This window comes from Agromyces sp. PvR057 (assembly GCF_040547485.1).
Taxonomy (GTDB): domain Bacteria; phylum Actinomycetota; class Actinomycetes; order Actinomycetales; family Microbacteriaceae; genus Agromyces.
Genome location: NZ_JBEPPT010000001.1, coordinates 1,697,970 through 1,722,651, shown reverse-complemented (window position 1 = coordinate 1,722,651; position 24,682 = coordinate 1,697,970). Strand labels below are relative to the sequence as shown.

Annotated in this window: 23 protein-coding genes; 5 read left to right on the top strand and 18 right to left on the bottom strand. The window is 69.9% G+C overall.

The window, feature by feature from the left end; all coding sequences use genetic code 11:
- Positions 1–17: 17 nt before the first annotated feature.
- The 7 genes from ABIC29_RS07825 to ABIC29_RS07795 all read right to left on the bottom strand — a co-directional run bounded on the left by ABIC29_RS07825 (position 18) and on the right by ABIC29_RS07795 (position 8,249).
- A complete protein-coding gene (locus ABIC29_RS07825) occupies positions 18–848 on the bottom strand; it encodes a shikimate dehydrogenase (RefSeq protein WP_354244111.1) in 831 nt (276 codons plus the stop codon).
- On the bottom strand, positions 841–2,430 hold the full coding sequence (mltG, locus tag ABIC29_RS07820) for an endolytic transglycosylase MltG (protein WP_354244108.1): 1,590 nt from the start codon (positions 2,428–2,430) through the stop codon (positions 841–843). The genes ABIC29_RS07825 and mltG overlap by 8 nt, the downstream gene beginning before the upstream one ends.
- Positions 2,427–2,903, bottom strand: coding sequence for a Holliday junction resolvase RuvX (gene ruvX, locus ABIC29_RS07815; RefSeq protein WP_116081597.1), 477 nt, complete (start codon positions 2,901–2,903; stop codon positions 2,427–2,429). Before ruvX ends, mltG begins: the two co-directional genes overlap by 4 nt.
- Before the next feature lie 4 nt (positions 2,904–2,907).
- Entirely contained in the window at positions 2,908–5,565 is a 2,658-nt protein-coding gene (alaS, locus tag ABIC29_RS07810; protein ID WP_116081596.1) for an alanine--tRNA ligase, read from the bottom strand.
- Between the two features lie 62 nt (positions 5,566–5,627).
- Complete coding sequence (locus ABIC29_RS07805) at positions 5,628–5,825, bottom strand: hypothetical protein (RefSeq protein ID WP_116082572.1); 198 nt, start codon at positions 5,823–5,825, stop codon at positions 5,628–5,630.
- A 178-nt stretch (positions 5,826–6,003) separates the two neighbouring features.
- On the bottom strand, positions 6,004–6,627 hold the full coding sequence (rpsD, locus tag ABIC29_RS07800; RefSeq protein ID WP_055857549.1) for a 30S ribosomal protein S4: 624 nt from the start codon (positions 6,625–6,627) through the stop codon (positions 6,004–6,006).
- Positions 6,628–6,827: 200 nt separating this feature from the next.
- Positions 6,828–8,249 carry a replication-associated recombination protein A gene (locus ABIC29_RS07795; RefSeq protein ID WP_354244103.1) on the bottom strand — a complete coding sequence of 474 codons (1,422 nt, stop codon included), beginning with the start codon at positions 8,247–8,249 and terminating at the stop codon, positions 6,828–6,830.
- Positions 8,250–8,381: 132 nt separating this feature from the next.
- On the opposite strand from ABIC29_RS07795, the gene ABIC29_RS07790 reads away from it, so the two are divergent.
- The 3 genes from ABIC29_RS07790 to ABIC29_RS07780 all read left to right on the top strand — a co-directional run bounded on the left by ABIC29_RS07790 (position 8,382) and on the right by ABIC29_RS07780 (position 11,277).
- A complete protein-coding gene (locus ABIC29_RS07790; protein ID WP_116081594.1) occupies positions 8,382–9,173 on the top strand; it encodes a peptidylprolyl isomerase in 792 nt (263 codons plus the stop codon).
- A gap of 91 nt (positions 9,174–9,264) precedes the next feature.
- Positions 9,265–10,497, top strand: a complete 1,233-nt coding sequence (locus ABIC29_RS07785; RefSeq protein ID WP_354244100.1) for a DUF349 domain-containing protein — start codon at positions 9,265–9,267, stop codon at positions 10,495–10,497.
- 216 nt (positions 10,498–10,713) lie between these two features.
- A complete protein-coding gene (locus ABIC29_RS07780; protein ID WP_116081592.1) occupies positions 10,714–11,277 on the top strand; it encodes a hypothetical protein in 564 nt (187 codons plus the stop codon).
- On the opposite strand, the gene ABIC29_RS07775 is transcribed toward ABIC29_RS07780, so the two are convergent.
- The 11 genes from ABIC29_RS07775 to pdxS form a co-directional block, all read right to left on the bottom strand.
- The gene (locus ABIC29_RS07775; RefSeq protein WP_116081591.1) at positions 11,264–13,519 is read right to left on the bottom strand and encodes a RelA/SpoT family protein; all 2,256 of its coding nucleotides are present in this window, start codon (positions 13,517–13,519) and stop codon (positions 11,264–11,266) included. The genes ABIC29_RS07780 and ABIC29_RS07775 overlap by 14 nt on opposite strands.
- A 71-nt stretch (positions 13,520–13,590) precedes the next feature.
- On the bottom strand, positions 13,591–14,610 hold the full coding sequence (gene secF, locus ABIC29_RS07770) for a protein translocase subunit SecF (protein WP_116081590.1): 1,020 nt from the start codon (positions 14,608–14,610) through the stop codon (positions 13,591–13,593).
- On the bottom strand, positions 14,610–16,343 hold the full coding sequence (secD, locus tag ABIC29_RS07765; protein WP_116081589.1) for a protein translocase subunit SecD: 1,734 nt from the start codon (positions 16,341–16,343) through the stop codon (positions 14,610–14,612). Before secD ends, secF begins: the two co-directional genes overlap by 1 nt.
- Positions 16,344–16,408: 65 nt before the next feature.
- On the bottom strand, positions 16,409–16,777 hold the full coding sequence (gene yajC, locus ABIC29_RS07760) for a preprotein translocase subunit YajC (protein WP_354244095.1): 369 nt from the start codon (positions 16,775–16,777) through the stop codon (positions 16,409–16,411).
- A 99-nt stretch (positions 16,778–16,876) separates the two neighbouring features.
- Positions 16,877–17,917, bottom strand: coding sequence for a Holliday junction branch migration DNA helicase RuvB (gene ruvB / locus ABIC29_RS07755; protein WP_116081587.1), 1,041 nt, complete (start codon positions 17,915–17,917; stop codon positions 16,877–16,879).
- Positions 17,914–18,537, bottom strand: coding sequence for a Holliday junction branch migration protein RuvA (ruvA, locus tag ABIC29_RS07750; protein ID WP_116081586.1), 624 nt, complete (start codon positions 18,535–18,537; stop codon positions 17,914–17,916). Before ruvA ends, ruvB begins: the two co-directional genes overlap by 4 nt.
- Positions 18,534–19,145: a crossover junction endodeoxyribonuclease RuvC gene (gene ruvC / locus ABIC29_RS07745; protein WP_354244092.1), complete on the bottom strand. Its 612-nt coding sequence runs from the start codon at positions 19,143–19,145 to the stop codon at positions 18,534–18,536. The genes ruvA and ruvC overlap by 4 nt, the downstream gene beginning before the upstream one ends.
- 10 nt (positions 19,146–19,155) lie before the next feature.
- Positions 19,156–19,917, bottom strand: a complete 762-nt coding sequence (locus ABIC29_RS07740) for a YebC/PmpR family DNA-binding transcriptional regulator (protein ID WP_116081585.1) — start codon at positions 19,915–19,917, stop codon at positions 19,156–19,158.
- Between the two features lie 99 nt (positions 19,918–20,016).
- Complete coding sequence (locus ABIC29_RS07735) at positions 20,017–20,565, bottom strand: DUF1697 domain-containing protein (protein ID WP_116081584.1); 549 nt, start codon at positions 20,563–20,565, stop codon at positions 20,017–20,019.
- A gap of 125 nt (positions 20,566–20,690) precedes the next feature.
- Positions 20,691–21,338, bottom strand: a complete 648-nt coding sequence (pdxT, locus tag ABIC29_RS07730) for a pyridoxal 5'-phosphate synthase glutaminase subunit PdxT (RefSeq protein WP_354244089.1) — start codon at positions 21,336–21,338, stop codon at positions 20,691–20,693.
- Positions 21,335–22,225 (bottom strand): pyridoxal 5'-phosphate synthase lyase subunit PdxS, encoded by an 891-nt coding sequence (gene pdxS / locus ABIC29_RS07725; RefSeq protein ID WP_116081582.1) that lies wholly within the window; start codon positions 22,223–22,225, stop codon positions 21,335–21,337. Before pdxS ends, pdxT begins: the two co-directional genes overlap by 4 nt.
- Before the next feature lie 80 nt (positions 22,226–22,305).
- Between pdxS and ABIC29_RS07720 the strand changes: the two genes are divergently transcribed.
- Together ABIC29_RS07720 and pdxY are read left to right on the top strand one after the other, a co-directional pair.
- Positions 22,306–23,718 carry an aminotransferase class I/II-fold pyridoxal phosphate-dependent enzyme gene (locus ABIC29_RS07720; RefSeq protein WP_502915455.1) on the top strand — a complete coding sequence of 471 codons (1,413 nt, stop codon included), beginning with the start codon at positions 22,306–22,308 and terminating at the stop codon, positions 23,716–23,718.
- Between the two features lie 7 nt (positions 23,719–23,725).
- The gene (pdxY, locus tag ABIC29_RS07715; protein ID WP_354244084.1) at positions 23,726–24,577 is read left to right on the top strand and encodes a pyridoxal kinase PdxY; all 852 of its coding nucleotides are present in this window, start codon (positions 23,726–23,728) and stop codon (positions 24,575–24,577) included.
- The last annotated feature ends 105 nt before the right edge of the window (positions 24,578–24,682 follow it).

Below are 24,682 nucleotides of genomic sequence, written 5' to 3'. Positions count from 1 at the left end.
ATCCTTCCACAGCCGCGTCAGAGCGATTCGCGCATGACGGCGAGCACGGCAGCCTCGTCGGGCAGGGGCGCGGTCGGGTCGCCGCCGACGAAGACGCGCACCTGCAGCAGGGCCTGGTGCAGCAGCATCCCGCTGCCGTCGATGACGCGTCCGCCGGCGGCGGTCCACTGGGAGGCGAGTGGCGTCGGCCACGGCGCGTAGGCGACGTCGAGCAGCAGCGCTCCTCCGACGAGATCTTCGGATACCGCGACGCCGGCGTCGGTGCCGCCCGGCAGCGTGCTGACCACCACGTCGACCGCCTCCGCCGATGCCAGGTCGGCGATATGCGCCGGGGTGACGCGCACGCCGACGGACCGGCCGAGCTCGACGAGCGCGTCGCCGGCCTCCGGCCGCCGGAGCAGCAGGTGCACGTGGGCGACGCCGAGCTCGGCGAGGGCCACCAGCGTGGATGCCGCGGTCGCCCCGCCGCCGATCACGATCGCCGTTCGCGCCTGCTCGAGGCCCGCCTCGGCGAGCGACCGCACGATGCCGCCGACATCGGTGTTGAAGCCGAGCCGGCGGTCGCCGAGGAGCAGCACCGTGTTGGCCGCACCGGTGATGCGCGCGACCGCGTCGAGCTCGTCGAGCACCGGCAGGACGTCGTACTTCAGCGGCATGGTGAGCGAGAGGCCCCGCCAGGAGGCGTCGCATCCCGTCACGAACTCGCCGACGCCGGCACCGTCGACCTCGATGCGGTCGTACGACCAGTCGAAGCCGAGCCGACGGTACGCGGCGAGATGCAGACCGGGGCTCTTGGAGTGCGCGATCGGCTTGCCGAGGACGGCGAGGCGCGTTCGGGCCTCACTCACAGTAGGCCGCATTCTCCTCGCTCGCGGCGCACCACTCCTGCAGCTGGGCGACCGCCGCGTCGTGCTCCTCGACGGTGGTGGAGAACACCGTCTCGCCGGTCGCGAGATTCACCGGCACGAAGAACAGCCAGGTGCCGTCGGCCGGGTGGATCGCTGCGTTGATCGCCACGTCGCCGGGATTGCCGATCGGTCCGACGGGCAGTCCGGGATTCGCATAGGTGTTGTAGGGGTTGCCCGCGTCGGCGCGCTCCTCGTCGGTGGTCCAGACGGTGTGCATGTTGCCCGTGCCGTACGCGACCGTCGCGTCCGACTGCAGGTTGATGCCCTGATCGAGTCGGTTCTGGAAGACCCGCGCGATCTTGGGGAAGTCGCCGGTGTTCGAGCCGGCCTCGCGTTGCACGATCGACGCGAGGATGACGGTCTTCCACCGGTCGCCGGGAGCGACCCCGGCTTCGTCGAGCGCCTGGAACTGCCGATCGACGAGCGTCTGCAGCACGCCTCGTGCGTCGGCGCCGGGATCGAGCGTGTAGGTCGCGGGGAACAGGAAGCCCTCGAGCGTCGTCGCCTCTGCCGGGAGACCGTACGACTGCGGAGCCTCCGCCGCCGCGGCCTGCAACTCCTCGACCGGGATCGCGGTGCCCTCGGACGCCGCCACGAGCGCGTCGGGCAGTGCCGTTCCCTCGGGGATCACGAACGTGTTCTCGAGCTTGTTGGCCGGGTCGGTGAGGGCGTCCAACGCCGCCTGCGAACTCATCTGGTTCGCCAACTGGTACGCACCCGGCTGGAACTCCGGCTCCGGGCTCTGCTCGAGCAGCAGGTCGTAGAAGGCGTCGTACGAGGCGACGATGTCCTGCGCCACGAGGTTCTCGGCGATGCTCGCGCCCGTGTCGCCCTCGTGGATCATGAAGACGACCTCGCCGGTGCCGGCACCCTCGTAGTCTGCGGCGGGCGTGAAGCGTTCGATGACGGCCGTGATCGGTCCCTGCAGGAAGACGGCGGCGCCGGCCACGAGCCCGCCCACGATGAGCAGGCCGATGAGGCATCCCCACGGAGCGCGACGCTTGCGCTTCGGCTCGTGGTAGTCGTCGTACGCGTTCGCGCGCCGGTCGGCCCGCGAGGCGACGAAGGGATCCACGGCGGGCTCCGCCGAGGTCGTGCCGGCCTGAGGCAGCCCCGCCTGGGACGATGCCGCGGCAACCGGCTGCAGGAGGCGCTCGAACGACTCCTCCTGCGAGGCGGCCGATGCGTGTGGCGACGACGACGCGGCGAGGCGTTCGGCCTGCTCGGCCTGCTCGGCCTGCTGGGCCTGCTGGGCCTGCTGGGCCTGCTGCGCCTGCTCGGCTTGCTGAGCCAGCTGGGCCTGCTGCCGCTGTTCGAGCTCGCGGAGCTCGCGACGCGTCATGGGCTGCGCCGCATCGCCGGCCGCACGAGCCGGATCGGCGGCCGCCGGCTGCGGCGGCTGCTGTGCGGCGGCCGCTCGGCGCGCGGCATCCGCCTGGGCCTCACCGTTGAGCAGCGCATGCCAGTCGGTGGCAGCACGTTGGGGGGTGGGGTCTCGGCGCTCTGGGGGGAGCTGAGTCACAGGGTGGAGGGCCCTTCGTCGGGAGCGAGCGGGCGCCCCGGCGGAGTGCCCGAAGCGCGCTCGCTGTCGAGTGCGTGTTGCAGAATGATAACGGCCGCGACCTGGTCGACGACCGGACGTTGCGTGCGAGTCGACCGACCCGATGCGCGGAGCGCCTGCTGCGCACTCACGGTCGAGAGGCGTTCGTCGACGAGTCGCACGGCGGCGCCGCGGTCGGCGAGACGCTGCGCGAAGGCGACGGCGTCGTCGGTCGACGGCGTCGCGGCTCCCGACATCGACAGCGGGTGCCCGACGATGAGCTCGAACGCACCGTACTCTTCGGCGAGCTCGAGGACGCGACGGATGTCGGCATCGCCGTCGGCAGCGCGGGGCACCGTCTCGATCGGCACGGCGAGCAGCCCACCGGCGTCGCTGCGGGCGACGCCGATGCGCGCCCGACCGACGTCGATGCCGAGACGGGCCCCGGAGCGCATCAGGTCAGCCCGCGAACGCGCGGCGGACCGCGTCGAGTGCCGCGGGGATCGCCGAGAGGTCGCTGCCGCCACCCTGCGCGAGGTCCGGCTTGCCGCCGCCGCCTCCGCCGAGCACGCCGGCCATCGTCTTCGCGAGCGCACCGGCATTCGCACCGGCGTCGCGCGCAGCGGGAGAGGTCGCGACGATCGCGACCGGTCGGCCGCCGACCTCGGCGGCCAGGGCGACGACGGACGCCGCGTCGCCGAGCTTGCCCCGCACCGCGGTCGCGAGCGAGCGCAGCTCGTCGCCCGATCCGAGCGACCCCACCGTCTCGGCCACGAGGAGCACGTCGCCCGTGCGGACCGCGTTCGCGGCGAGGGCCGGGACGCGGTCGGTGAGCGCCTTGGCCTCGAACTGCGCGATGCGCTTCTCAGCGGACTTCAGGTTCGCGACGAGGTCGCCGATGCGCTCGACGAGCTGGTCGGGACGTGTCTTGAGGTTCGAGCTGAGCTCGGAGACGAGCGCGCGCTCGGCAGCGAACCGCCGGAACGCGTCGAGGCCGACGAGGGACTCCACACGACGGTTCGACGCGCCGACCGAGGACTCGCCGATGATGTTGATCATGCCGATCTCGGCACTGGACCGCACATGCGTTCCGGCGCAGAGCTCGCGCGACCATGGCCCGCCGATGTCGACCACGCGCACGACATCGCCGTACTTCTCGCCGAACAGCGCCATCGCGCCGAGCGCCTTGGCCTCGTCGAGCGGCAGCTCGCGCGTGACGACCTCGAGGTTGTCGCGCACCGCGTTGTTCGAGATCTCCTCGATCTCCGTGCGGGTCTCGGCCGAGAGCGCCTGGTTCCAGCCGTAGTCGAGGCGCAGGTAGCCCGCCTTGTTGAAGGAGCCGGACTGGTGCGCGTTCGGACCGAGCACCTCACGGAGGGCCGCATGCACGAGGTGCGTGCCGGAGTGCGCCTGCGTGGCACCGCGGCGGTACTGCTCGTCGACGACGGAGGTCGCCGGCACGCCGACGCCCACCTCGCCCGAGAGCACCTTGACGGTGTGGCTGATGAGGCCCTTCACGGGCTTCTGCACGTCGAGCACCTGGAGTTCGAACCCGTCGCCGACGATGCGACCCTGATCGGGCGCCTGGCCGCCGGACTCGGCGTAGAGCGAGGTCTCCGCGAGGATCACCTCGGCGGTCTGGCCCGCGACGGCCGCGGCGACGGGGTGCCCGTCGACGAGGATGCCGAGCACGTTCGACTCCGTCATGAGCTCGGTGTAGCCCGTGAAGACCGTCTCGCCCTTCGCGCGGAAGTCGGCGTACACCGACAGGTCCGCCAGCACCTTCTTCTTCGACTTGGCGTCGGCCTTCGCACGCGTGCGCTGCGCGGTCATGAGCTCGTCGAACGCGACGCGGTCGACCGCGAGCCCCGCCTCTTCGGCCATCTCGAGGGTCAGCTCGATCGGGAATCCGTAGGTGTCGTGCAGCAGGAACGCGGTGTTGCCCGCGAGCTCGGCCTTGCCCGCCGCCTTCGTCTCGCCGACCGCGCCGTCGAGGATCGTGGTGCCCGCCGCGAGGGTGCGGAGGAACGTCTCCTCCTCGCCGAGCGCCAGCTGCTCGATGTGCGCGTAGTCGCGCTCGACCTCGGGGTAGGCGGCCTTCATGGCGTCGCGCGACGCAGCGAACAGCTCGCGGAACGTGGTGCCCTCGACGCCGAGCAGGCGCATCGCGCGGATGCTGCGGCGCAGCAGGCGGCGGAGGATGTAGCCGCGGCCCTCGTTCGACGGCGCGACGCCGTCGCTCATGAGCATGAGGGCCGACCGCACGTGGTCGGCGATGACGCGCATGCGGACGTCGTCGTCGTGGTTCGCGCCGTACGCGCGCCCGGAGAGCTCGGCGGCACGGTCGAGCACCGGACGCACCTGGTCGATCTCGTACATGTTCTCGACGCCCTGCTTGATGAAGGCGACACGTTCGAGACCCATGCCGGTGTCGATGTTCTTCTTGGGCAGTTCCTTGACGATGCGGAAGTCCGTCTTCGACGTCACGTCGTCGATCAGGTACTGCATGAACACGAGGTTCCAGATCTCGACGTAGCGGTCGTCATCCGTCGCGGGACCGCCGTCGATGCCGTACGCGGGTCCTCGGTCGAAGAAGATCTCGGAGCAGGGGCCGGCCGGGCCGGGCTGGCCGGTGTGCCAGTAGTTGGTGTCCTTGCCGAGGCGCTGGATGCGCTCGTCGGGCAGGCCGGCGACCTTCTTCCAGAGGTCGATCGCCTCGTCGTCGTCTTCGTAGACCGTCACCCAGAGGTCCTCGGGCCTGAAGCCGTACCCGCCGTCGTCCTCGGCGGAGGTGAGCAGCTCCCACGCCATCGAGATGGCGCCCTCCTTGAAGTAGTCGCCGAACGAGAAGTTGCCGTTCATCTGGAAGAACGTGCCGTGGCGCGGGGTCTTGCCGACCTCTTCGATGTCGTTCGTGCGGATGCACTTCTGCACGCTCGTCGCGCGCGGGTACGGCGCGGGCACGATGCCCGTGAGGTACGGCACGAACGGCACCATGCCGGCGACCGTGAAGAGCAGCGTCGGGTCGTCGGAGACGAGTGAGGCGGACGGCACGACCGTGTGTCCGCGGCGTGCGAAGAAGTCCAGCCAGCGCTGGCGGATGTCTGCGGTCTGCATGATTCCGTTCTGGGTTCTGCTGCCGGAGTCGCCTCCGGGTGGAAGGAAGGGAAGGCGGCGGCTCAGTCGACGAGGTCGTCGACGGCGGACCTGAGTTCGGCTTCGCGCTCGTGGTAGCCGTCGGCGACGGCGCGACCGAAGGCCTTGGCCTTGGCATCGACCGAGGAGAAGAACTCGCGGCCCTGCGACGTCTTGTTCACCTGATGCGCGACCACGAATCCGGCGACGATCCCGACCGCGAACCACAGAATGCTCTTCACGAAGTGCTCCCTCAGCGTGTTTGTCGTGCCGACGGGCCCAGGGCGTTCGAACAGCCAGGCATGCCGCCGCGTCTTCGTCATCAGTCTAGTGGCGGGTCCGGATGCCGCGGGCCGATGCCCGGAGACGACGCAGGGGCCGCGGAGAGAACTCCGCGACCCCTGTTCGACGAACGCTGGATCAGCGAGCGGCGTAGTACTCGACGACGAGCTGCACTTCACAGGTCACGGGGACCTCGGCGCGCTTCGGACGGCGGACGAGCGTCGCCTGGAGCTTGTCGAGCTCGACCTCGAGGTAGCCCGGGGTCTTGGGGAGCACGTCGACGTGACCGCCGGCCGCGGCGACCTGGAACGGCTCGGTGCCCTCGCTGCGCGCCTTGACGTGGATGAGCTGACCCGGCTTCACGCGGAAGGAGGGGCGGTCGACGAGCTGGCCGTCGACGAGGATGTGACGGTGCACGACGAACTGGCGGGCCTGCGTGATGGTGCGGGCGAAGCCGGCGCGCAGCACGAGGGCGTCGAGACGCATCTCGAGCAGCTCGACCAGGTTCTCACCGGTCTGGCCTGCGGTGCGCTTGGCCTCGACGTAGGCGATCTTCAGCTGCTTCTCGCGGATGCCGTACTGGGCGCGCAGACGCTGCTTCTCGCGCAGACGCACGGCGTAGTCGCTGTCCTGCTTGCGCTTGGTGCGACCGTGCTCGCCGGGAGCATAGGGGCGCTTCTCCATGTAGCGCGCGGCCTTCGGGGTCAGGGCGACACCGAGGGCGCGGGAGAGGCGGGTCTTGCTACGTGACTGGTTCGACACGAATGTCCTTTCGGAAGAATCTCAAGTGAAATCGCGGCGCGATCGTGCGCCGGAAACTGTGTCAGAGGGATTCGCCAAGGGTGGATCGGCTACAGATCGCACCCGTTCGCCGGTGACGCTCTCGCAGCCGCGCTCGAGTGTCAGGCTTCAGGCCAGCGACCATCGTACCACGACGGATGCCGCGGGCCGTCGCCGCGCGACTAGCGACCCTTCGACCCGCCGCGCACGATGCGGCGGAGTTTCGCGAGGCGCGACGACACCTCGCGTTCGTTGCCGTGCTCGGTCGGCTCGTAGTACACGGCCCCCCGCAGCGAGTCGGGCAGGTACTCCTGGCCGACCACGCCGATCGGGTCGTCGTGGGGGTAGAGGTAGCCCTTGCCGTGGCCGAGGCGCTTGGCCCCCGGGTAGTGCGCGTCGCGCAGGTGCTTCGGCACCCGACCGGCCTTGCCGGCACGGACGTCGGCGATGGCCTTGTCGATGCCGAGGTACGCGGCGTTCGACTTCGGCGCGGTCGCGAGGTGCACGACCGCCTGCGCGAGCGGGATGCGCCCCTCGGGCATGCCGATGAACTGCACGGCGTCGGCCGCCGCGACGGCCACGCCGAGCGCCGTCGGATCGGCCAGGCCGATGTCCTCGGATGCCAGGACGATGATGCGACGCGCGATGAAGCGGGCGTCCTCGCCCGCCTCGATCATGCGAGCCAGGTAGTGCAGCGCGGCGTCGACGTCGCTCCCCCGCACCGACTTGATGAACGCGCTGATGACGTCGTAGTGCTCGTCGCCGTTGCGGTCGTATCGCAGCAGCGCGCGGTCGACGGCACGGGCCACGAGTTCGGCCGTGATGACCGCACGAGGACGGGCTGCGGCATCCGGCCCATCGCCTTCGACCTCGCCGTCGTGCTCCTCGTCGCCGACGTCGGCCTCGCGCCCGGCATCGGCCAGCACCCCGGCAGCGGCGACCGCCGCCGCCTCGAGCGCGGTGAGCGCACGCCGCGCATCGCCGGAGGCCAGCCGGACGATCGCGGCGCGGGCCTCGGGCTCGAGGTCGACCCGGCCGGCCAACCCGCGGGGATCCGCGACCGCGCGATCGACGAGCACCCCGAGATCGTCGTCGGAGAGCAGTTCGAGGGTCAGCAGCAGCGACCGGGAGAGCAGGGGCGAGATCACCGAGAACGAGGGGTTCTCGGTCGTGGCGGCGACGAGGATCACCCACCCGTTCTCGACGCCGGGCAGCAGCGCGTCCTGCTGCGCCTTCGTGAATCGGTGGATCTCGTCGAGGAAGAGCACGGTCGAGACGCCGTAGAGGTCGCGACTGGCGCGCGCCTCCTCCATGACCTGGCGCACGTCGCGGACGCCGGCGCTGACCGCCGAGAGCTCGACGAACTTGCGCCCCGACGACCGCGCGATCGCCTGCGCGAGGGTGGTCTTGCCCGTGCCGGGCGGGCCCCAGAGGATCACGGAGACCGACCCGGACTCCCCCGTGCGGTCGCCAGCGAGGGCGACGAGCGGCGAGCCGGGCGACAGCAGGTGACGCTGGCCCGCGACCTCGTCGAGACTCGTCGGCCGCATGCGGACGGCCAACGGGGTCGCGCCCGAACGCAGGCCCTGCGCCGTGTTCACCATGCGTTCCAGCGTAGCCGCGGCATCCGACGCCCGAGGCGAGCGGAGACGAGGCGACATGCTGGCGGGGCGATTGGTGCCGGAACGCGCGCTTGCGTAGAGTCTGCTCGCAGGAGTCCCCCCGAAGGAGCATGCGTGGTATCCAACGACCGTCAGGCGCGCGAGGAACGAGCGCGACTTCGCACCTACCAGGCCCGGCAGCAGGTGCACGAGGGCAAGATCCGCCGTCGCACGCGCGACAACGTGATCGCCGCCATCGCGCTCGTCGTGGTGCTCGCGCTCGCCACCGCCGCACAGCTGTTCTTCTTCAACGGCGGGCCCGGCACGCCGGAGCCCGTCGCGAGCCCGGAGGCGACGACCGCTCCGCCGACCGAGGCCGCGGGCGAGAACACCGGCGACGTGCCGTCGTCGGACATCGCCGAGGATCGCACCTGGACCGGCACGCTCACGCTCAACGACATCCCCCTCGGCATCGAGCTCGACGGCGCCGCCGCGCCGCAGGCCGTCTCCAGTGAGATCAGCCTGATCCAGTCCGGGTTCTACGACGGCGTCGGATGCCATCGCCTCACGACGGACGGCATCTTCGTGCTCCAGTGCGGCGACCCGAACGGCGACGGAACCGGCGGCCCCGGCTACAGCTACGGTCCGATCGAGAACGACCCAGCCGACGGCGTCTACCCGGCGGGCACGATCGCCATGGCCAGGCAGGGCGGAAACGCCTACAGCCAGGGCAGCCAGTTCTTCATCGTGTACGGCGACACGACCCTGCCCTCGGAGGACGGCATCGGCGGGTACACCGTGATCGGCAAGGTCACGAGCGGGCTCGACCAGCTCACCGCCGGCGTCATCGACGCGGGTGTCGTCGACGGGGCGACCGATGGAGCGCCGGTCGTTCCGGTCGCCATCACCTCGGTGACCGTCGAGTGACCTTCGCCCGCACCCCCGCCCGGTGGTGCAATAGGGTTGGAACCGTCAATGCCGCCCGATGGGCGGCTTCAGAGCACGACAGGGTGAGGCCGTGACCGATTCAGCACAGCAGCCGTGGGGACGCGTCGACGAGACGGGCACCGTCTTCGTTCGCACGAACGACGGTGAGCGCGAAGTCGGGCAGTACCCCGACGCGACGCCCGAAGAGGCGCTGGCCTACTTCGAGCGAAAGTACGCAGATCTCGCCGGCCAGGTGAGCCTGCTCGAGCAGCGGGCACGGCGCGGGGCTCCCGCGGCGGATGTCGCGAAGGCGGTCGAGACCCTGAAGGCGTCCGTCGCCTCAGCGCACGCCGTCGGCGATCTCGAGGCGCTCGCGAAGCGGCTCGAGGCGCTCTCCGGAACCACCAAGGAGCTGACCGAGCAGCAGCAGGCCGAGACCAAGGCCGCACTCGCCGACGCCCTCGCCGAGCGCACGCGCATCGTCGAGAAGGCCGAGGCGCTCGCAGCGCAGGATCCGGCGAAGACGCAGTGGAAGCAGACGTCCTCCGAACTCGACGGGCTCTTCGCCGCGTGGCAGCGCCACCAGCAGGACGGCCCCCGTCTTCCGAAGAACGACGCCAACGACCTCTGGAAGCGGTTCCGGGCCGCGCGCTCGACCATCGAGACGCACCGCAAGGCGTTCTTCGCCGACCTCGACGCCTCCCACCGCGACGTGCGCACGCGCAAGCAGCGGCTGATCGAGCGTGCCGAGGCACTCGCCCCGCGCGGTGCCGACGGCATCGGCGACTACCGCCTGCTGCTCGACGAGTGGAAGCAGGCCGGCCGCGCCGGCAAGAAGCTCGACGACGCGCTCTGGGCGAAGTTCAAGGCCGCCGGCGACGTGCTGTTCGGTGCCAAGGCGGAGATCGACGCACGCGACGACGAGGAGTACCAGGCGAACCTCACGGCCAAGCTGGCGCTGCTCGACGAGGCCGACAAGATCCTCGGCGAGAAGGACCCCAAGCAGGCGCGCGCGGCGCTCAACAAGGTCCAGCGCGAATGGGACGAGATCGGTCGCGTCCCCCGCGATCAGGTCCGCCCCGTCGAAGACCGGCTGCGCAAGGTCGAGAACCATGTGCGCTCGCTCGAAGACGAGCGCTGGGAACGCGAGGACCCCGAGAAGAAGGCCCGGTCCGAGGGCATGCTCGGCCAGCTCCACGATGCGATCGCCAAGCTCGAGGCGGACCTCGCGGCCGCAGAGGCGGCCGGCGACGCACGGGCCACTGCCGAAGCCAAGGAGGCGCTCGAAGCACGACGCGCCTGGCTGAAGGCCGTCGGCGGCTGATCGGCTCCCGCACTCTTCGTGGCCCTCGGCCATGACGCCTCCTGGCGTCGTGGCCGGGGGCCATCGTCGTTCCCGAGTCGCCCGGCGCGCTCGCCTTCGCCTCTCGCGGGTCGTCGACGGATCCCCGACGCGCCGCCCGGCCCGGTCGGCTTCGGAGTTGTCCACAATCGGGCCGATCCCCGTATGCGGCGCGGCAACCGGCCCGATCATGGGGACATGGTGAAACTCTCCTCGGTGCTCGGCACCGACGACTTCTCGATCGCCGAGCTCTGCGCGGCCAGGATCGACGGCGACCTCGTCGCGATCGCAGGAGCGTGGGCTCCCATCGACGAGCCCGATGTCCCGGCGTTCCGTGCGCTGGCCGTGGCGAAGAGCGCGCCTCGCGCGCTCATCATCGAACGGATGTCGGCGGCCTGGGTGCATGGAGCGAGCCTCGCGCCACCCCGCGTCGCGCAGTTCTGCGTGCCGATCGATGCGCGGATCTCGGTGATCTCCGATCCGGCCATCGCGGTTCGCGAGGTCCGGCTCGACGAGGGCGAGGTGGTCTCGTTCGGACAGGTCGGCTGCACGTCGCTCCTCCGCACCACGTTCGACCTGCTGCGCGATACGTTCGCGCCAGATGCCGAGACGATCTCGGCGGTCGCCTCACTGCTCCGCGAGCACGACGGACTCGAACCGACGGTGCGACGCAAGCTCGAGGAGACGCCTCGCATGCCGCACAAGGCACGCGCGCTCGCCCGGCTCGATCGCGCGGTCGCCGCCGGGCTCAGCCGTCGCTGACGCGGTAGACGTCGTAGACCGCGTCGATGCGGCGAACCGCGTTGAGCACGCGATCGAGGTGGGTGGTATCGCCCATCTCGAAGACGAACCGGCTGAGCGCCAGCCGGTCGGTCGACGTGGACACGCTCGCCGAGAGGATGTTCACGTGGTGCTCCGAGAGCACGCGCGTCACGTCGGAGAGCAGCCCGGCACGATCGAGCGCCTCGATCTGGATCTGGACGAGGAACACGCTCTTCGAGCTCGGCGCCCACTCGACGTCGATCATGCGCTCGGGTTCGCGCATCAGCGATTGCACGTTGTGGCAGGTCGACTGGTGCACCGAGACGCCGGATCCGCGCGTGATGAAGCCCACGATCGCATCGCCGGGCACCGGCGTGCAGCATCGCGCGAGCTTCACGAGGATGTCGGGAGCTCCGCGCACGAGCACGCCCGAATCCGAGTGCCGCTGCACGGTGCGCGAACGCGTCGGGATCGGGAGTTCGGGCTCGTCGCCCTCGTCGGCATCGCGAACGAGCGCGACGACCTTCTCGAGCACCGACTGCGTCGAGACGTGCCCCTCGCCGACGGCGGCGTAGAGCGCGGAGACGTCGTCGTAGCGGAGCTGGGCGGCCACCTCGGCGAAGGAGTCCTGGCTCATCAGCTTCTGGAGCGGGAGGTTCTGCTTGCGCATCGCCCTGGCGATCGCATCGCGTCCCTGCTCGATGGCCTCGTCACGTCGTTCCTTGGTGAACCACTGCCGGATCTTGTTGCGCGCACGCGGGCTCTTCACGAAGCCGAGCCAGTCCTGGCTCGGGCCCGAATCCGGGTTCTTCGAGGTGAAGACCTCGACGACGTCGCCGCTGGCGAGCGTGCTCTCGAGCGGCACGAGACGGCCGTTCACCTTCGCACCCATCGTGCGGTGACCGACCTCGGTGTGCACGGCGTAGGCGAAGTCGACGGGCGTCGCCCCCGACGGCAGTCCGATCACGCGCCCCTTGGGCGTGAAGACGTAGACCTCCTTGGCGCCGATCTCGTACCGCAGGGAATCGAGGAACTCCCCCGGGTCCGCCGTCTCGGCCTGCCAGTCGGAGATGTGGGCGAGCCAGGCCATGTCGGTCTCGTTCGCGCTCGTGCTCGTGGAATCGGCACGGCCGGTGGCCATCCGTTCCTTGTACTTCCAGTGCGCGGCGACACCGTACTCGGCACGCTGGTGCATGTCGTGCGTGCGGATCTGGATCTCGACCGGACGCCCCTTGGGCCCGATGACGGTCGTGTGGAGCGACTGGTAGAGATTGAACTTCGGCGTCGCGATGTAATCCTTGAAGCGACCGGGCACCGGTGTCCAGCGCGCGTGGATCGAACCGAGCACCGCGTAGCAGTCGCGAACCGAGTTCACGAGCACGCGGATGCCGACGAGGTCGTAGATCTCGTCGAAGTCGCGTCCGCGCACGATCATCTTCTGGTAGATCGAGTAGTACTGCTTCGGTCGCCCAGCCACCTTGCCGCGGATGCGAGCGCTCTTGAGGTCGTCGTTCACGAGGTCGATGACCTGCTGCACGAACTCCTCGCGCTGGGGCGTGCGCTGCTTGACGAGGCTCTCGATCTCGGCGTAGAGCTTCGGGTAGAGCACCGCGAACGAGAGGTCCTCGAGCTCCCACTTGATCGTCTGGATGCCGAGCCGGTGCGCGAGCGGCGCGTAGATCTCGAGGGTCTCGGTGGCCTTGCGCGTCGCGGACGCAGCGGGCACGAAGCCCCACGTGCGCGCGTTGTGCAGGCGGTCGGCGAGCTTGATGATCAGCACACGGATGTCCTTGGACATCGCGACGATCATCTTGCGGACGGTCTCGGCCTGCGTCGAGTCGCCGTACTTGACCTTGTCGAGTTTCGTGACGCCGTCGACGAGCATCGCGATCTCATCGCCGAAGTCGGCGCGGACCTGGTCGAGCGTGTACGCCGTGTCTTCGACGGTGTCGTGCAGCAGTGCTGCGGCGACCGTCTTCGAACCGATGCCGAGGTCGGCGAGGATCTGCGCCACCGCGATGGGGTGCGTGATGTAGGGCTCGCCGCTCTTGCGCTTCTGGCCCTCGTGCGCTCGCTCGGCGACCGTGTAGGCCCGCTCGACGAGTGCGAGATCGGCCTTCGGATGGTGCATGCGCACCGTGCGGAGCAGCGTGTCGACCGCCCCTGAAGGCGTGGCCTTCGAGAAGATGCGCGGCACGAGCCGACGCAGCGATGCGGTCGAGTTGACCCCAGTCTCAGTCATGCGCACACCTCCGGAACTCAATTATCGTCGCTCCGGAGGCGTGCACATGCCGATCTCGCCGAGGGCGGACATCACGCGTTCGCGGGCTCCGCCTCTGCACCGGCGGATTCGCCGGCCCGTTCGCGATCCTTGAGGACCTTCTGGTCGTGACGGCGGATCACCGGCTCGCCCTCGCGCAACTGCGAGTACAGCGGAGCGGCGAGGAACACCGTCGACCAGGTGCCGACGAGGATGCCGATGAGCAGCGCGAGCGAGATGTCGCGCAGTGTGTCGGCACCGAGGGCGCCGGCACCGATGAACAGGATCGAGGCCACGGGCAGGGCCGCGACGACGCTCGTGTTGATGGAGCGGACGAGGGTCTGGTTCACCGCGAGGTTGACCGACTCGGCGAACGTTCGACGCGACTCGCTGCCGTCCTGCGCGGTGTTCTCACGGATCTTGTCGAAGACCACGACGGTGTCGTACAGCGAATAGCTGAGGATCGTGAGGATACCGATCGTCGCCGCGGGACTGACCTCGAACCCGACGGCCGCATAGAGGCCCACGGTTACCACGAGGTCGGCGATGAGCGCCAGGATCGCAGCGAGCGACATCTTCCAGGTTCGGAAGTAGATCGCCATGATGATGCCCGCGAGCAGCAGGAACGCGCCGAGGCCGACGAGGGCCTGCCTGGTGACATCCGCTCCCCAGCTCGGGCCGATGAACGAGGACGTCACCTCGGATTCGGGCACGTCGTACGCCTCGGCCAGTGCCTTGCTCACCGCGAGGGAGTCGGCCTGCTCGAGCTGGTCGGTCTGCACGCGGATGCCGTCCTGGCCGACGACCTGGACGGTCGTGGTCGCTTCGGGAACCACCGACGCGACGGCCTCTTCGGCGATCGCGGGATCGGGATTCGCGACATCCGCGATCTGGAACTGCGACCCGCCGCGGAACTCGATGCTGAACTGCACGCCGCGAACGGCGGGCACCACGATCGAGAGCACGATCAGGACGGCGGCGATGATGTACCACTTCTTGCGGCCGCCGACGAAGTTGAACGAGCGCTTGCCCGTGTAGAGGTCGTTGCCGAACGTGGTCAGACGGCTCGCCATCAGGACTCCTTGCCTTCACTCGAACCGGCGCCCGACATCGCGTCAGCCTTGCGCTCCGCGATGGTCTGACGACGCTGTGCTTCCTTCGAACTGGACGCCACCTTGCCGGCGGGGACCGCGACGGGCTTGCGGAACTCCGCACGACCTCGGTAGACGGCGCCGAGCGCGGTCGGGTCGAGACCCGACCACGGGTTGCCGCTCGAGAAGAACTTCGTCTGCGCGAGCAGCTGCAGCATCGGGTGGGTGAAGAGGATCACCACGACGACGTCGATGATGGTGGTCAGACCGAGCGTGTAGGCGAAGCCCTTGACGCTGCCGACCGCGAGCACGAAGAGCACGACGGCTGCGAGGAGGTTGACGCCCTTCGATGCCAGCACCGTGCGGAATGCGCGCTTCCATCCGGCCTCGACGGCGCCCACGAGTGGTCGGCCGTCGCGGAGTTCGTCTCGGACGCGCTCGAAGTACACGATGAACGAGTCCGCCGTGAAACCGATGGCCACGATCAGACCCGCGATGCCGGCGAGCGAGAGCCGGTAGCCCTCGCGCCACGACAGGATCGTGATCATCAGGTAGGTGATCACGCCGGCGATCACGAGCGAGGCGATCGTGACGGTGCCGAGCGCCCGGTATTGGAACAGCGTGTAGATCACGACGAGGATCAGGCCGATGAGGCCCGCGAGCAGGCCCGCCTGGAGCTGCGAGGTGCCGAGCGTCGGCGAGATCGTCTCGGACGACTGCACGCTGAAGCTCAGGGGCAGTGCGCCGAACTTGAGCTGGTCGGCGAGGGCCTTCGAGGACTCCTGGGTGAAGCTTCCGGTGATCTGCGGGCGGCCGTCGGTGATCGCACCGTTCATCGAGGGCGCCGTGAGGACCGCGCCGTCGAGTACGAACGCGAACTGGTCGCGCGGCGTCTGCCCGGACAGGCCGAAGAGGCGCGTGCTGACCGACGCGAAGTCCTTCGTGCCCTGGTCGTCGAACTGGATGTTCACGGCCCACGTTCCGGTGCTGGCACCGGTCTGGGTCTGCACCTGGCCGTTGGTCGCATCGACGATGTTCTCGCCGCTGGCCTCGACCGGGCCGAGCAGGTACTTGACCGTGCGGCTCTGGTCGCAGGTGACGAGGGGCTCGTCTGCGGGCGCGACGTTCGTCGCGGCATCGTCGAGCGTCGAGCAGTCGAAGGTGTCGAACTCCTCCTGCAGCGCGGGCGTCACCCACGCGGGGTCGCTGCCGTCGGTCGGAACCGCCGTCGGCGTCGAGGAGAGCTCCTCGGCCGGGTCGGTCGCCGCCGGGTCGTCGGTCGGGCTGATCTGCTGGTTGCTCGCGGCGTCGGAGAGGAGCACCGCGCGCAGCTCGAGCTTCGCGGACGACTCGATGCGCGCACGCGTCTGGTCGTCGAGCTCACCGGGGATGCGAACGACGACGTTCGAGCCCTCGGTGTTGATCTCGGGCTCGGCGACTCCGGATGCGTCGACGCGCTGGCGGATGATGGACACCGCCTGGTCGAGCTGCTCCTGGGTCGCGGTCTGGCCGCTCTCGAGCTGCGGCTCGAGGATGATCTGGGTTCCGCCCTCGAGGTCGAGCGCGAGCTTGGGCGTCCAGGAACCACCGCCCCAGATGACGCCGGCAGCGTTGATGGCGAAGAGGCCGACGACGATGACGCCGAGCCACGTGAGCGATCGCCAGGCCTTGCGAACGGACGCCGGACGCGACGACCGCTTGGAGGGTGCAGCCACAGGTTCTGCTTTCTTTGCAGGAGCCCACGCCGAAGAGGCGTGGGCCGTTCCTCGGAAGGTGGGGGTTAGTCGTCCGACTTCTTGACGTCGGGAGTCGTGTCGCCGGGGGTGTCGTTCGTGTGCGCCTCATCGCGCTCGCCGAACTCGGGCTCGCCCTCGAGCGCTTCGTGCGTCTCGGTCTCGTCTTCGGTGACAGCGGGCTCGACCACGCGGGCGACGGTCTGGCGGTGCACGGTCAGCACGGTGCCGGGCGACACCTCGAGCAGCACCTGGTTCTCTTCTTCGTCGATCGAGACGATGGTGCCGTAGACGCCGAAGTTCGTCATGACGCGTGCACCGGGCTGGACCTTCGACTGCAGCTGCTGCGCCTCGGCCTGACGCTTGCGCGAGTTGCGGAACATGAAGAAGATCAGCACCGCCAGGACGGCGAGCATGATGATAGTGAACGGATCGAGCGTCATGAGGGGGTAGGACCTTCCGGAGTGCGGCGAACCGCACGAAGTCGATGGCGGCGAGGACGAAGCCTCAATGGATTATAGGTCATCGATCGGAAGCGCCGTGCCCCCCGGCGCGAGGCCGAAATGCCGCCAGGCCGCAGGCGTGGCGACGCGGCCGCGCGGGGTGCGCGTGACGAGGCCGATGCGCACGAGGAAGGGCTCGACCACCGCCTCGATCGTCTCCGACTCCTCGCCGACCGAGACCGCGAGGGTGTTCAGCCCCACTGGGCCGCCGCCGAACCTCGTGAGGATCGTCTGCATGACGGCGCGGTCGAGGCGGTCGAGTCCGAGGGCGTCGACGTCGTAGAGGTCGAGCGCGGACCGCACGGTGGGCACGTCGGCGCGACCGGTGTGCACGAGCGCATAATCGCGGACCCGCCGCAACAGCCGATTCGCGATGCGCGGCGTGCCACGGCATCGGCCCGAGATCTCGACGAGTGCCTCACGATCGATGTCGAGGCCGAGCATCGGGGCGGCGCGGGCGAGCACCTGCTCGAGCTCCGCGTCATCGTAGAACTCGAGATGCGCCGTGAACCCGAAGCGGTCGCGCAGGGGGTTCGGCAGCAGGCCGGCACGCGTCGTCGCGCCGACGAGGGTGAAGGGCGCGAGATCGAGGGGTACGGAGGTCGCGCCGGCCCCCTTGCCGACCATGATGTCGATGCGGAAGTCCTCCATGGCGAGGTACAGCATCTCCTCGGCGGAGCGCGCCATGCGGTGGATCTCGTCGATGAAGAGCACCTCGCCCGGCACCAGGGAGCTGAGGATCGCGGCCAGGTCGCCGGCATGCTGGATCGCCGGGCCGCTCGACATGCGCAGCGGCCGGCCGCTCTCGTGGGCGACGATCATGGCGAGCGTCGTCTTGCCGAGTCCGGGAGGACCCGCCAGCAGGATGTGGTCCGGGGTGCGCTGCTGCAGCGTCGCCGCGGTGAGCAGCAGCTGCAGCTGACCGCGGACACGCGTTTGGCCGACGAACTCGGCGAGGCTGCGCGGACGCAGGGCGCCTTCGAAGGCGAGCTCGGCCTCGGAGGCGAGCACCGGGTCGGTCAGGTCGACGTCACCGCCGACGGCGTCGCTCATCGCGACCGCCCGGCGGTCTGCGCCGGCCCCAGCCGGGCGAGCGAGAGGCGGAGCACCGCCGGGATCGAGGCGGAATCGGCTTCGGATGCCTCGGCCATCACCTCGTCGACGGCCTCGACGGCTGCACGCTCCGTCCACCCGAGTCCGGTGAGCGCCGCGAGCACGCTGTCGACCACCCCGCGCGCCGAACCGGCCGCGACGGGAACGTCGACGGCGCTCGGCGCGACGAGCTTGCCCGCCAGCGAGACCGTGATGAGCTTCGCGGTCTTCGGGCCGATGCCCGTGACCTTGCGGAATGCGGCATCGTCATCGGCCGCGATGGCCGTGGCGACCTGCGACGGCGACATCGCCGACAGCACCCCGAGCGCGGAGCGCGGCCCGACCCCCGTGACGCCGATGAGCAGGTCGAAGACGTCGAGTTCATCGCGCGTGGCGAACCCGAAGAGAGTCAGTGCGTCTTCGCGCACGATGAGGGTCGTGTGCACGAAGAGCTCGTGGCCGACGCGAGCGGCGAGCACGAGCGCGGGCGTCGTGCTCACCTGCATGCCGACGCCGCCGACGTCGATCACGAGGGAGGTACCGGCGGCGACGAGCACTGGTCCACGGAGGGAGGAGATCACTCCTTCACCCTACGGGCCGCCCCCGACACGGTCGCGGAGCGCTCGGCGGCGAGCCATGCGCGTTGCGCGGGGGTGAGGGCGCCCTGCGCCGCGGCATCCGGGTTCGCGGCATCGGTCACCGCAGCGCCGGCGAGACCGCCCGTTCGCCAGGCATGGCAGATCGCCAGCGCGAGCGAGTCCGCGGCATCCGCCGGCTTCGGCACCGAGCCGAGCCCCAGGATGCGGGCGACCATGGCACCGACCTGCGCCTTGTCGGCGCGGCCGTAGCCGGTGATCGCCGCCTTCACCTCACTCGGGGTGTGCAGGGCGACGGGCAGCTTTCGCCGCGCGGCGAGCAGCATCGCGACACCGGAGATCTGCGCCGTGCCCATGATGGTCGACACGTCGCTGCGCGCGAAGACGCGCTCGAGCGCAACCGCCTGCGGCCGATGCTCGTCGAGGATCGCCTCGAGGCCCTCGGCGATGCGCACGAGCCGGTTCGGGGTGTCGAGGTCGGCAGGGGTGCGCAGCACGACGACGTCGACGAGCCTGGCCGTGCGGTTGGGCTCGACATCGACCACGCCCACTCCGCATCTGGTGAGCCCCGGGTCGATGCCGAGCACGCGCACGGCGATCGGCCTACTCGTCCGACTCGAGCTCGGCCTGCACTTCGGCCGAGAGGTCGAAGTTGCTGTAGATGTTCTGCACGTCGTCGCTGTCCTCGAGCGCGTCGATGAGGCGGAACACCTTGCGAGCGGTCTCGGCGTCGATCTCGACCTTGAGCGACGGCACGAACGCGGCGTCGGCCGAGTCGTAGTCGATGCCGGCCTCCTGCAGCGCGGTGCGCGCGGCGACCATGTCGGATGCCTCGGTGATGACCTCGAAGGTCTCGCCCTCGTCGGTGACCTCTTCGGCACCCGCGTCGAGCACTGCGCCGAGCACGTCGTCTTCGGTCAGGCCGTCGGCCTTGGCCACGACGATGACGCCCTTGCGTGCGAAGTTGTAGGCCACGGAACCAGGGTCGGCCATGGTGCCGCCGTTGCGGCTCATGAGCGTGCGCACCTCTGCGGCGGCGCGGTTCTTGTTGTCGGTGAGGCACTCGACGAGCAGGGCCACGCCGTTCGGGCCGTAGCCCTCGTACATGATCGTCGCGTAGTCGACGGACTCACCGGTGAGTCCAGCGCCGCGCTTGATGGCACGATCGATGTTGTCGTTGGGGACCGAGGTCTTCTTCGCCTTCTGGACGGCGTCGACCAGCGTCGGGTTGCCCGACAGATCGGCTCCGCCCATCTTGGCGGCGACTTCGATGTTCTTGATGAGCTTCGCGAACGACTTGGCACGGCGCGAGTCGATGATCGCCTTCTTGTGCTTGGTCGTCGCCCACTTGGAATGCCCGGACATGCGTCTCCTGAATCGAATCCTCCGCGACCGATGCGTTCCGGTTCGCGCCACACCATTCTAGGTCAGGGCACGTTCAGGCCGGGTTCACGCGAGACGGGTTCATGGGAGGAGCTTCGCGAGGGTGCGGAGGTTGCGGTTGGTGGTCGTCGGCTTGTACCTGGCCTTCGCGGCGACCTTCGCGAAGGCGCTGTCGACGCCGCGCTCGCGCCGGTTGTGCCAGTACAGCACGCCCTCGCCGGCGCGCACGACGTCATCGGCCTCGTCGAGGTCGCTCGAGGCCGCCGCCAGCTCCGCCAGATGCGCGGCATCCGAACCGAAGAGCACGTACGGGTGCCAGCCGGCTCGCTCGGCGTCGAACGGGAAGGCCTCGACCACTCGTGCGAGCTCCGCGCGTGTCAGCAGCACGATCCAGGCCTCGTACCCGAAGCGCTCGCCGAGCGCGCGTTCGATCCGCTCCTTCAGGGCGGCGGATGTCTCGGCGCGGCCGTCGTCGTCGGCCTCGACCTGCTCGAACGCGACGTTGCCGCTCGCGAGCACCGTTCGCACGGAGGCGAAGCCCATCGATTCGAAGAGCGCCTTGAGCTCGGCGGACCGCACGGTGATGCCGCCGACGTTCACTCCTCGGAGCAATGCGATGTACTCGGTCACGTGGTCGAGGCTAGCGCCGACCGCCGACGCCTGTCAGGGGGCGCTCGTCCGATGCCCGACCGACGACGCACGTTGGATGCCGCCTGCCGGCGCCGTTCGGGCGCCGTGCCGCGGCATCCGAACGGTCAGGCCCCGGTGCGCGCCAGCACCTTGCCGAGGAAGTACTCGTGGAAACGGTGCTCCCCCGTGATCTCGGGGTGGAAGCTCGTGCCCAGCAGGTTGCCCTGCTCGACCGCGACGACGCGACCGTCGGCGAGCGAGGCGAGCTGCGTGGCGCCGGGACCGACCGACTCGACGACGGGGCCGCGGATGAACACCGCGTGCACGGGGTCGCCGCCGAGGGCGGGCACGTCGAGGACGGTCTCGAACGACTGGTTCTGCGAACCGAAGGCGTTGCGCCGCACCTCCACGTCGAGTCCGCCGAGCGATTCCTGCCCGGCGATCGCGTCGAGCACGGTGTCGGCCAGCATGATGAGGCCCGCGCAGGTGCCGTACACCGGCAGCCCGGCCGCGATCGCCGCCCGGAGCGGCTGCTGCAGGCCGAAGATGCGCGAGAGCTTGTCCATGACGCTCGACTCGCCGCCGGGGATCACCAGGCCGTCGATCGCCTCGAGCTCGTCGGGTCGTCGCACGAGGGAGACCCGCGCGCCGAGGCCTGCGAGCACCCTCGCGTGCTCGCGGAAGTCGCCCTGCAGGGCGAGCACCCCGACGCGGGGGCCGGCCGAAGCCGCATCCCCCGCGTCGAGCGACTCGCTTCTGAGGTTCGTCGTCACCAGCCGCGCTCGGAGAGGCGGTGGGGCGCAGCGAGGTCGGCGACGTTGATGCCGACCATGGCCTCGCCGAGGCCGCGCGAGACCTCGGCGATCACGGACGGGTCGTCGTAGAAGGCGGTCGCCTTGACGACGGCCGCGGCACGCGCCTCGGGGTTGCCCGACTTGAAGATGCCGGAGCCCACGAACACGCCGTCGGCGCCGAGCTGCATCATCATCGCGGCGTCCGCGGGGGTCGCGACACCGCCGGCGGTGAAGAGCACGACGGGAAGCTTGCCCGTCTCGGCGACCTCGACGACCAGGTCGTAAGGGGCCTGCAGCTCCTTGGCGGCGACGTAGAGCTCGTCCTTCGTCATCGAACGGAGCACGTTGATCTCCGACGTGATCTTTCGGATGTGCTTGGTGGCCTCCGAGACGTCGCCGGTGCCGGCCTCGCCCTTGGAGCGGATCATGGCCGCGCCCTCGTTGATGCGGCGAAGAGCCTCACCGAGGTTCGTCGCACCGCACACGAACGGCGTGTTGAAGGCCCACTTGTCGATGTGGTTCACGAAGTCGGCCGGCGAGAGCACCTCGGACTCGTCGATGTAGTCGACGTCGAGGGCCTGCAGCACCTGCGCCTCGACGAAGTGGCCGATACGGGCCTTCGCCATGACGGGGATCGAGACCTCGGCGATGATCGCCTCGATGAGGTCGGGGTCGCTCATGCGTGCGACGCCGCCCTGGGCGCGGATGTCGGCGGGCACGCGCTCGAGGGCCATGACTGCGACGGCGCCGGCGTCCTCGGCGATGCGGGCCTGCTCGGGGGTGACGACGTCCATGATGACGCCGCCCTTCAGCATCTCGGCGAGGCCGCGCTTCACGCGGCTGGAGCCCGTCTCGGGTACGGTCACTTCGAATCCTTCCGGACGTGCGCGGGGACATGCGCAGCAGTTCAGACAAAGAGGATGTTTGTCCTAGGCCAAAAGGTAGCATGGGTGCCATGCGGCCGCAGACGAACCAGGAGGACGGTGACGTGATCGTCGACATCGAGGGACGTTCGGCAGCCGAGATCGCCGACAGCCTGCGCACGCTCATCGAGCGCGGCGCCCTCCGACCCGGCGACGCGCTCCCGCCCGTCCGCACGCTCGCCGAGCAGCTCGGCGTCAACCGGAACACCGCGGTCTCCGCCTACCGGCAGCTCACGAACGCAGGCGTCGTGGTCACGTTGGGCCGAGGGGGCACGCGCGTGGCCGGCAGCTCCCCCGTCGCCCAGGAGGGGTTCGCCGCCGACACGGCGCTGCGCGACATCGGCACCGGCAATCCCGATGCCTCGTACATCCCCGATCCGTCCGTCGCGCTCGCGAGCATCGCCCGCCGCCCGGTGCTGTACGGCGAACCCGTCATCGACCCGGGCCTCGAGCGCTGGGCGAGCGAGTGGATCACCACCGACCTGCCTCCGGCGACCCCCATGCGCATCACCGTCACGAGCGGCGCCGCCGACGCGGTCGAGCGGCTGCTCGCCCAGGCGCTCACGCGCGACGACGCCGTCGCGCTCGAGGACCCGTGCTTCCTCACGAGCATCCACACCGTGCGCGTCGCGGGATATCGTCCGGTGTCCGTTCCCGTCGACGACGAGGGGATGACCGTCGACGGCCTCCGCGCCGCGCTCGAGCAGGGGGTTCGCGCCGTGATCTGCACGCCGCGTGCGCAGAACCCGACGGGAGCGAGCCTCTCGGCGCAGCGCGCGGCGGACCTGCGCGCCGTGCTGGCCGAGCATCCGTACGTGCTCGTCATCGAGGACGACCACTACTCGCTGCTCTCCCGCCGACCGCATCATTCGCTCATCGGCGCCGAGCATCGGCGCTGGGCGCTCGTGCGTTCCGTCTCGAAGTTCCTCGGTCCCGACATGTGCCTGGCCGTCACCGCCTCGGATCCCGAGACCGCCGACCGGCTCGCGATGCGCCTGACGCCCGGAACGACCTGGGTGAGCCACCTGCTGCAGCGGCTCGTGCACGCGCTCGCGACCGACCCCGAGGTGCAGGCCCGCATCGAGCGCGCCGGCGACCACTACGCCGACCGCAACATCGCCTTCGCCGCCCGGCTCACCGCCGAGGGCGTTCCGACCGACCCGGCCGACGGCCTCAACCTCTGGGTTCCGCTCGGCGCGTCGGCTCGCGCCGTCTCGGAGCAGCTGATGCGGCGCGGATGGCTCGTCCGCCCCGGCGACGAGTTCGCCCTCGGCGACCGGGCGCCGTCCGAGCGCCTGCGGCTCACCGTGCACGACCTCGACGACGCCGACCAGGCCAAGCTCGCCGCGGACCTGGCCGCCTCGGTGCGCGCCGTGATCGCCCTGCGCGATCCGCACTCGCTCCAGGGCCGGGCGCCCGCGTCCGAGGTGCGATGATCGAACGGTGAAGATTCTCTCGATCCAGTCGGCGGTGGCGTACGGCCACGTCGGCAACTCCGCCGCCGTCTTCCCGCTCCAGCGCATCGGCGTCGAGGTGCTGCCGGTCTACACCGTCAACTTCTCCAATCACACGGGCTACGGCGCATGGCGCGGTCCGATGATCAGCCCAGACGACGTGCGAGAGGTCATCACCGGCATCGACGAACGCGGCGCCTTCCCGCAGATCGATGCGGTGCTCTCGGGCTACCAGGGCGGCGAGGGCATCGCCGACGTCATCCTCGACGCCGTCGCCCGCGTCAAGGCCACCAACCCCGACGCGATCTACGCGTGCGATCCGGTCATGGGCAACGCGAAATCCGGATGCTTCGTGGCGCCGGCCATTCCGGTCCTGCTCCGCGACCGCGTGGTGCCCGCGGCCGACCTCATCACCCCGAACCAGTTCGAGCTCGGCTTCCTCACCGACACCCAGCCCGACACGCTCGAGTCGACGCTCGCGTCGGTCGACCTGGTGCGCGCAACGGGCCCGTCGGTCGTGCTCGTCACGAGCGTCGAGCGCCCCGACCGAGAGGAGGGCACCATTGAGATGCTCGCGGTCGACGATGCCGGTGCGTGGATCGTGCAGACTCCCCTGCTGCCCATGAAGGCCAACGGCTCCGGCGATGTCAGCGCCGCGCTCTTCACAGCGCACTACCTCCGCACGCGCGACGCCGCCGACGCCCTCGCGCGCACGACGTCGAGCGTCTTCGACCTGCTCGAGCGCACGCACGAGTCGGGCGAGCGCGAACTGCAGCTCGTCGAGTCGCAGGAGGCCTACGCCCACCCGCGCATGCAGTTCACGGTCACGCAGGTCCGCTGACTCGCGACATCCGCTCGGTCATCGCGGTCGAGCGGATGCCGCGCGCGGCCGTTCCGTGAGCGTCCGCTGCACGATCGAACCGCCGCCTCGCGCGCGAGATCGGCC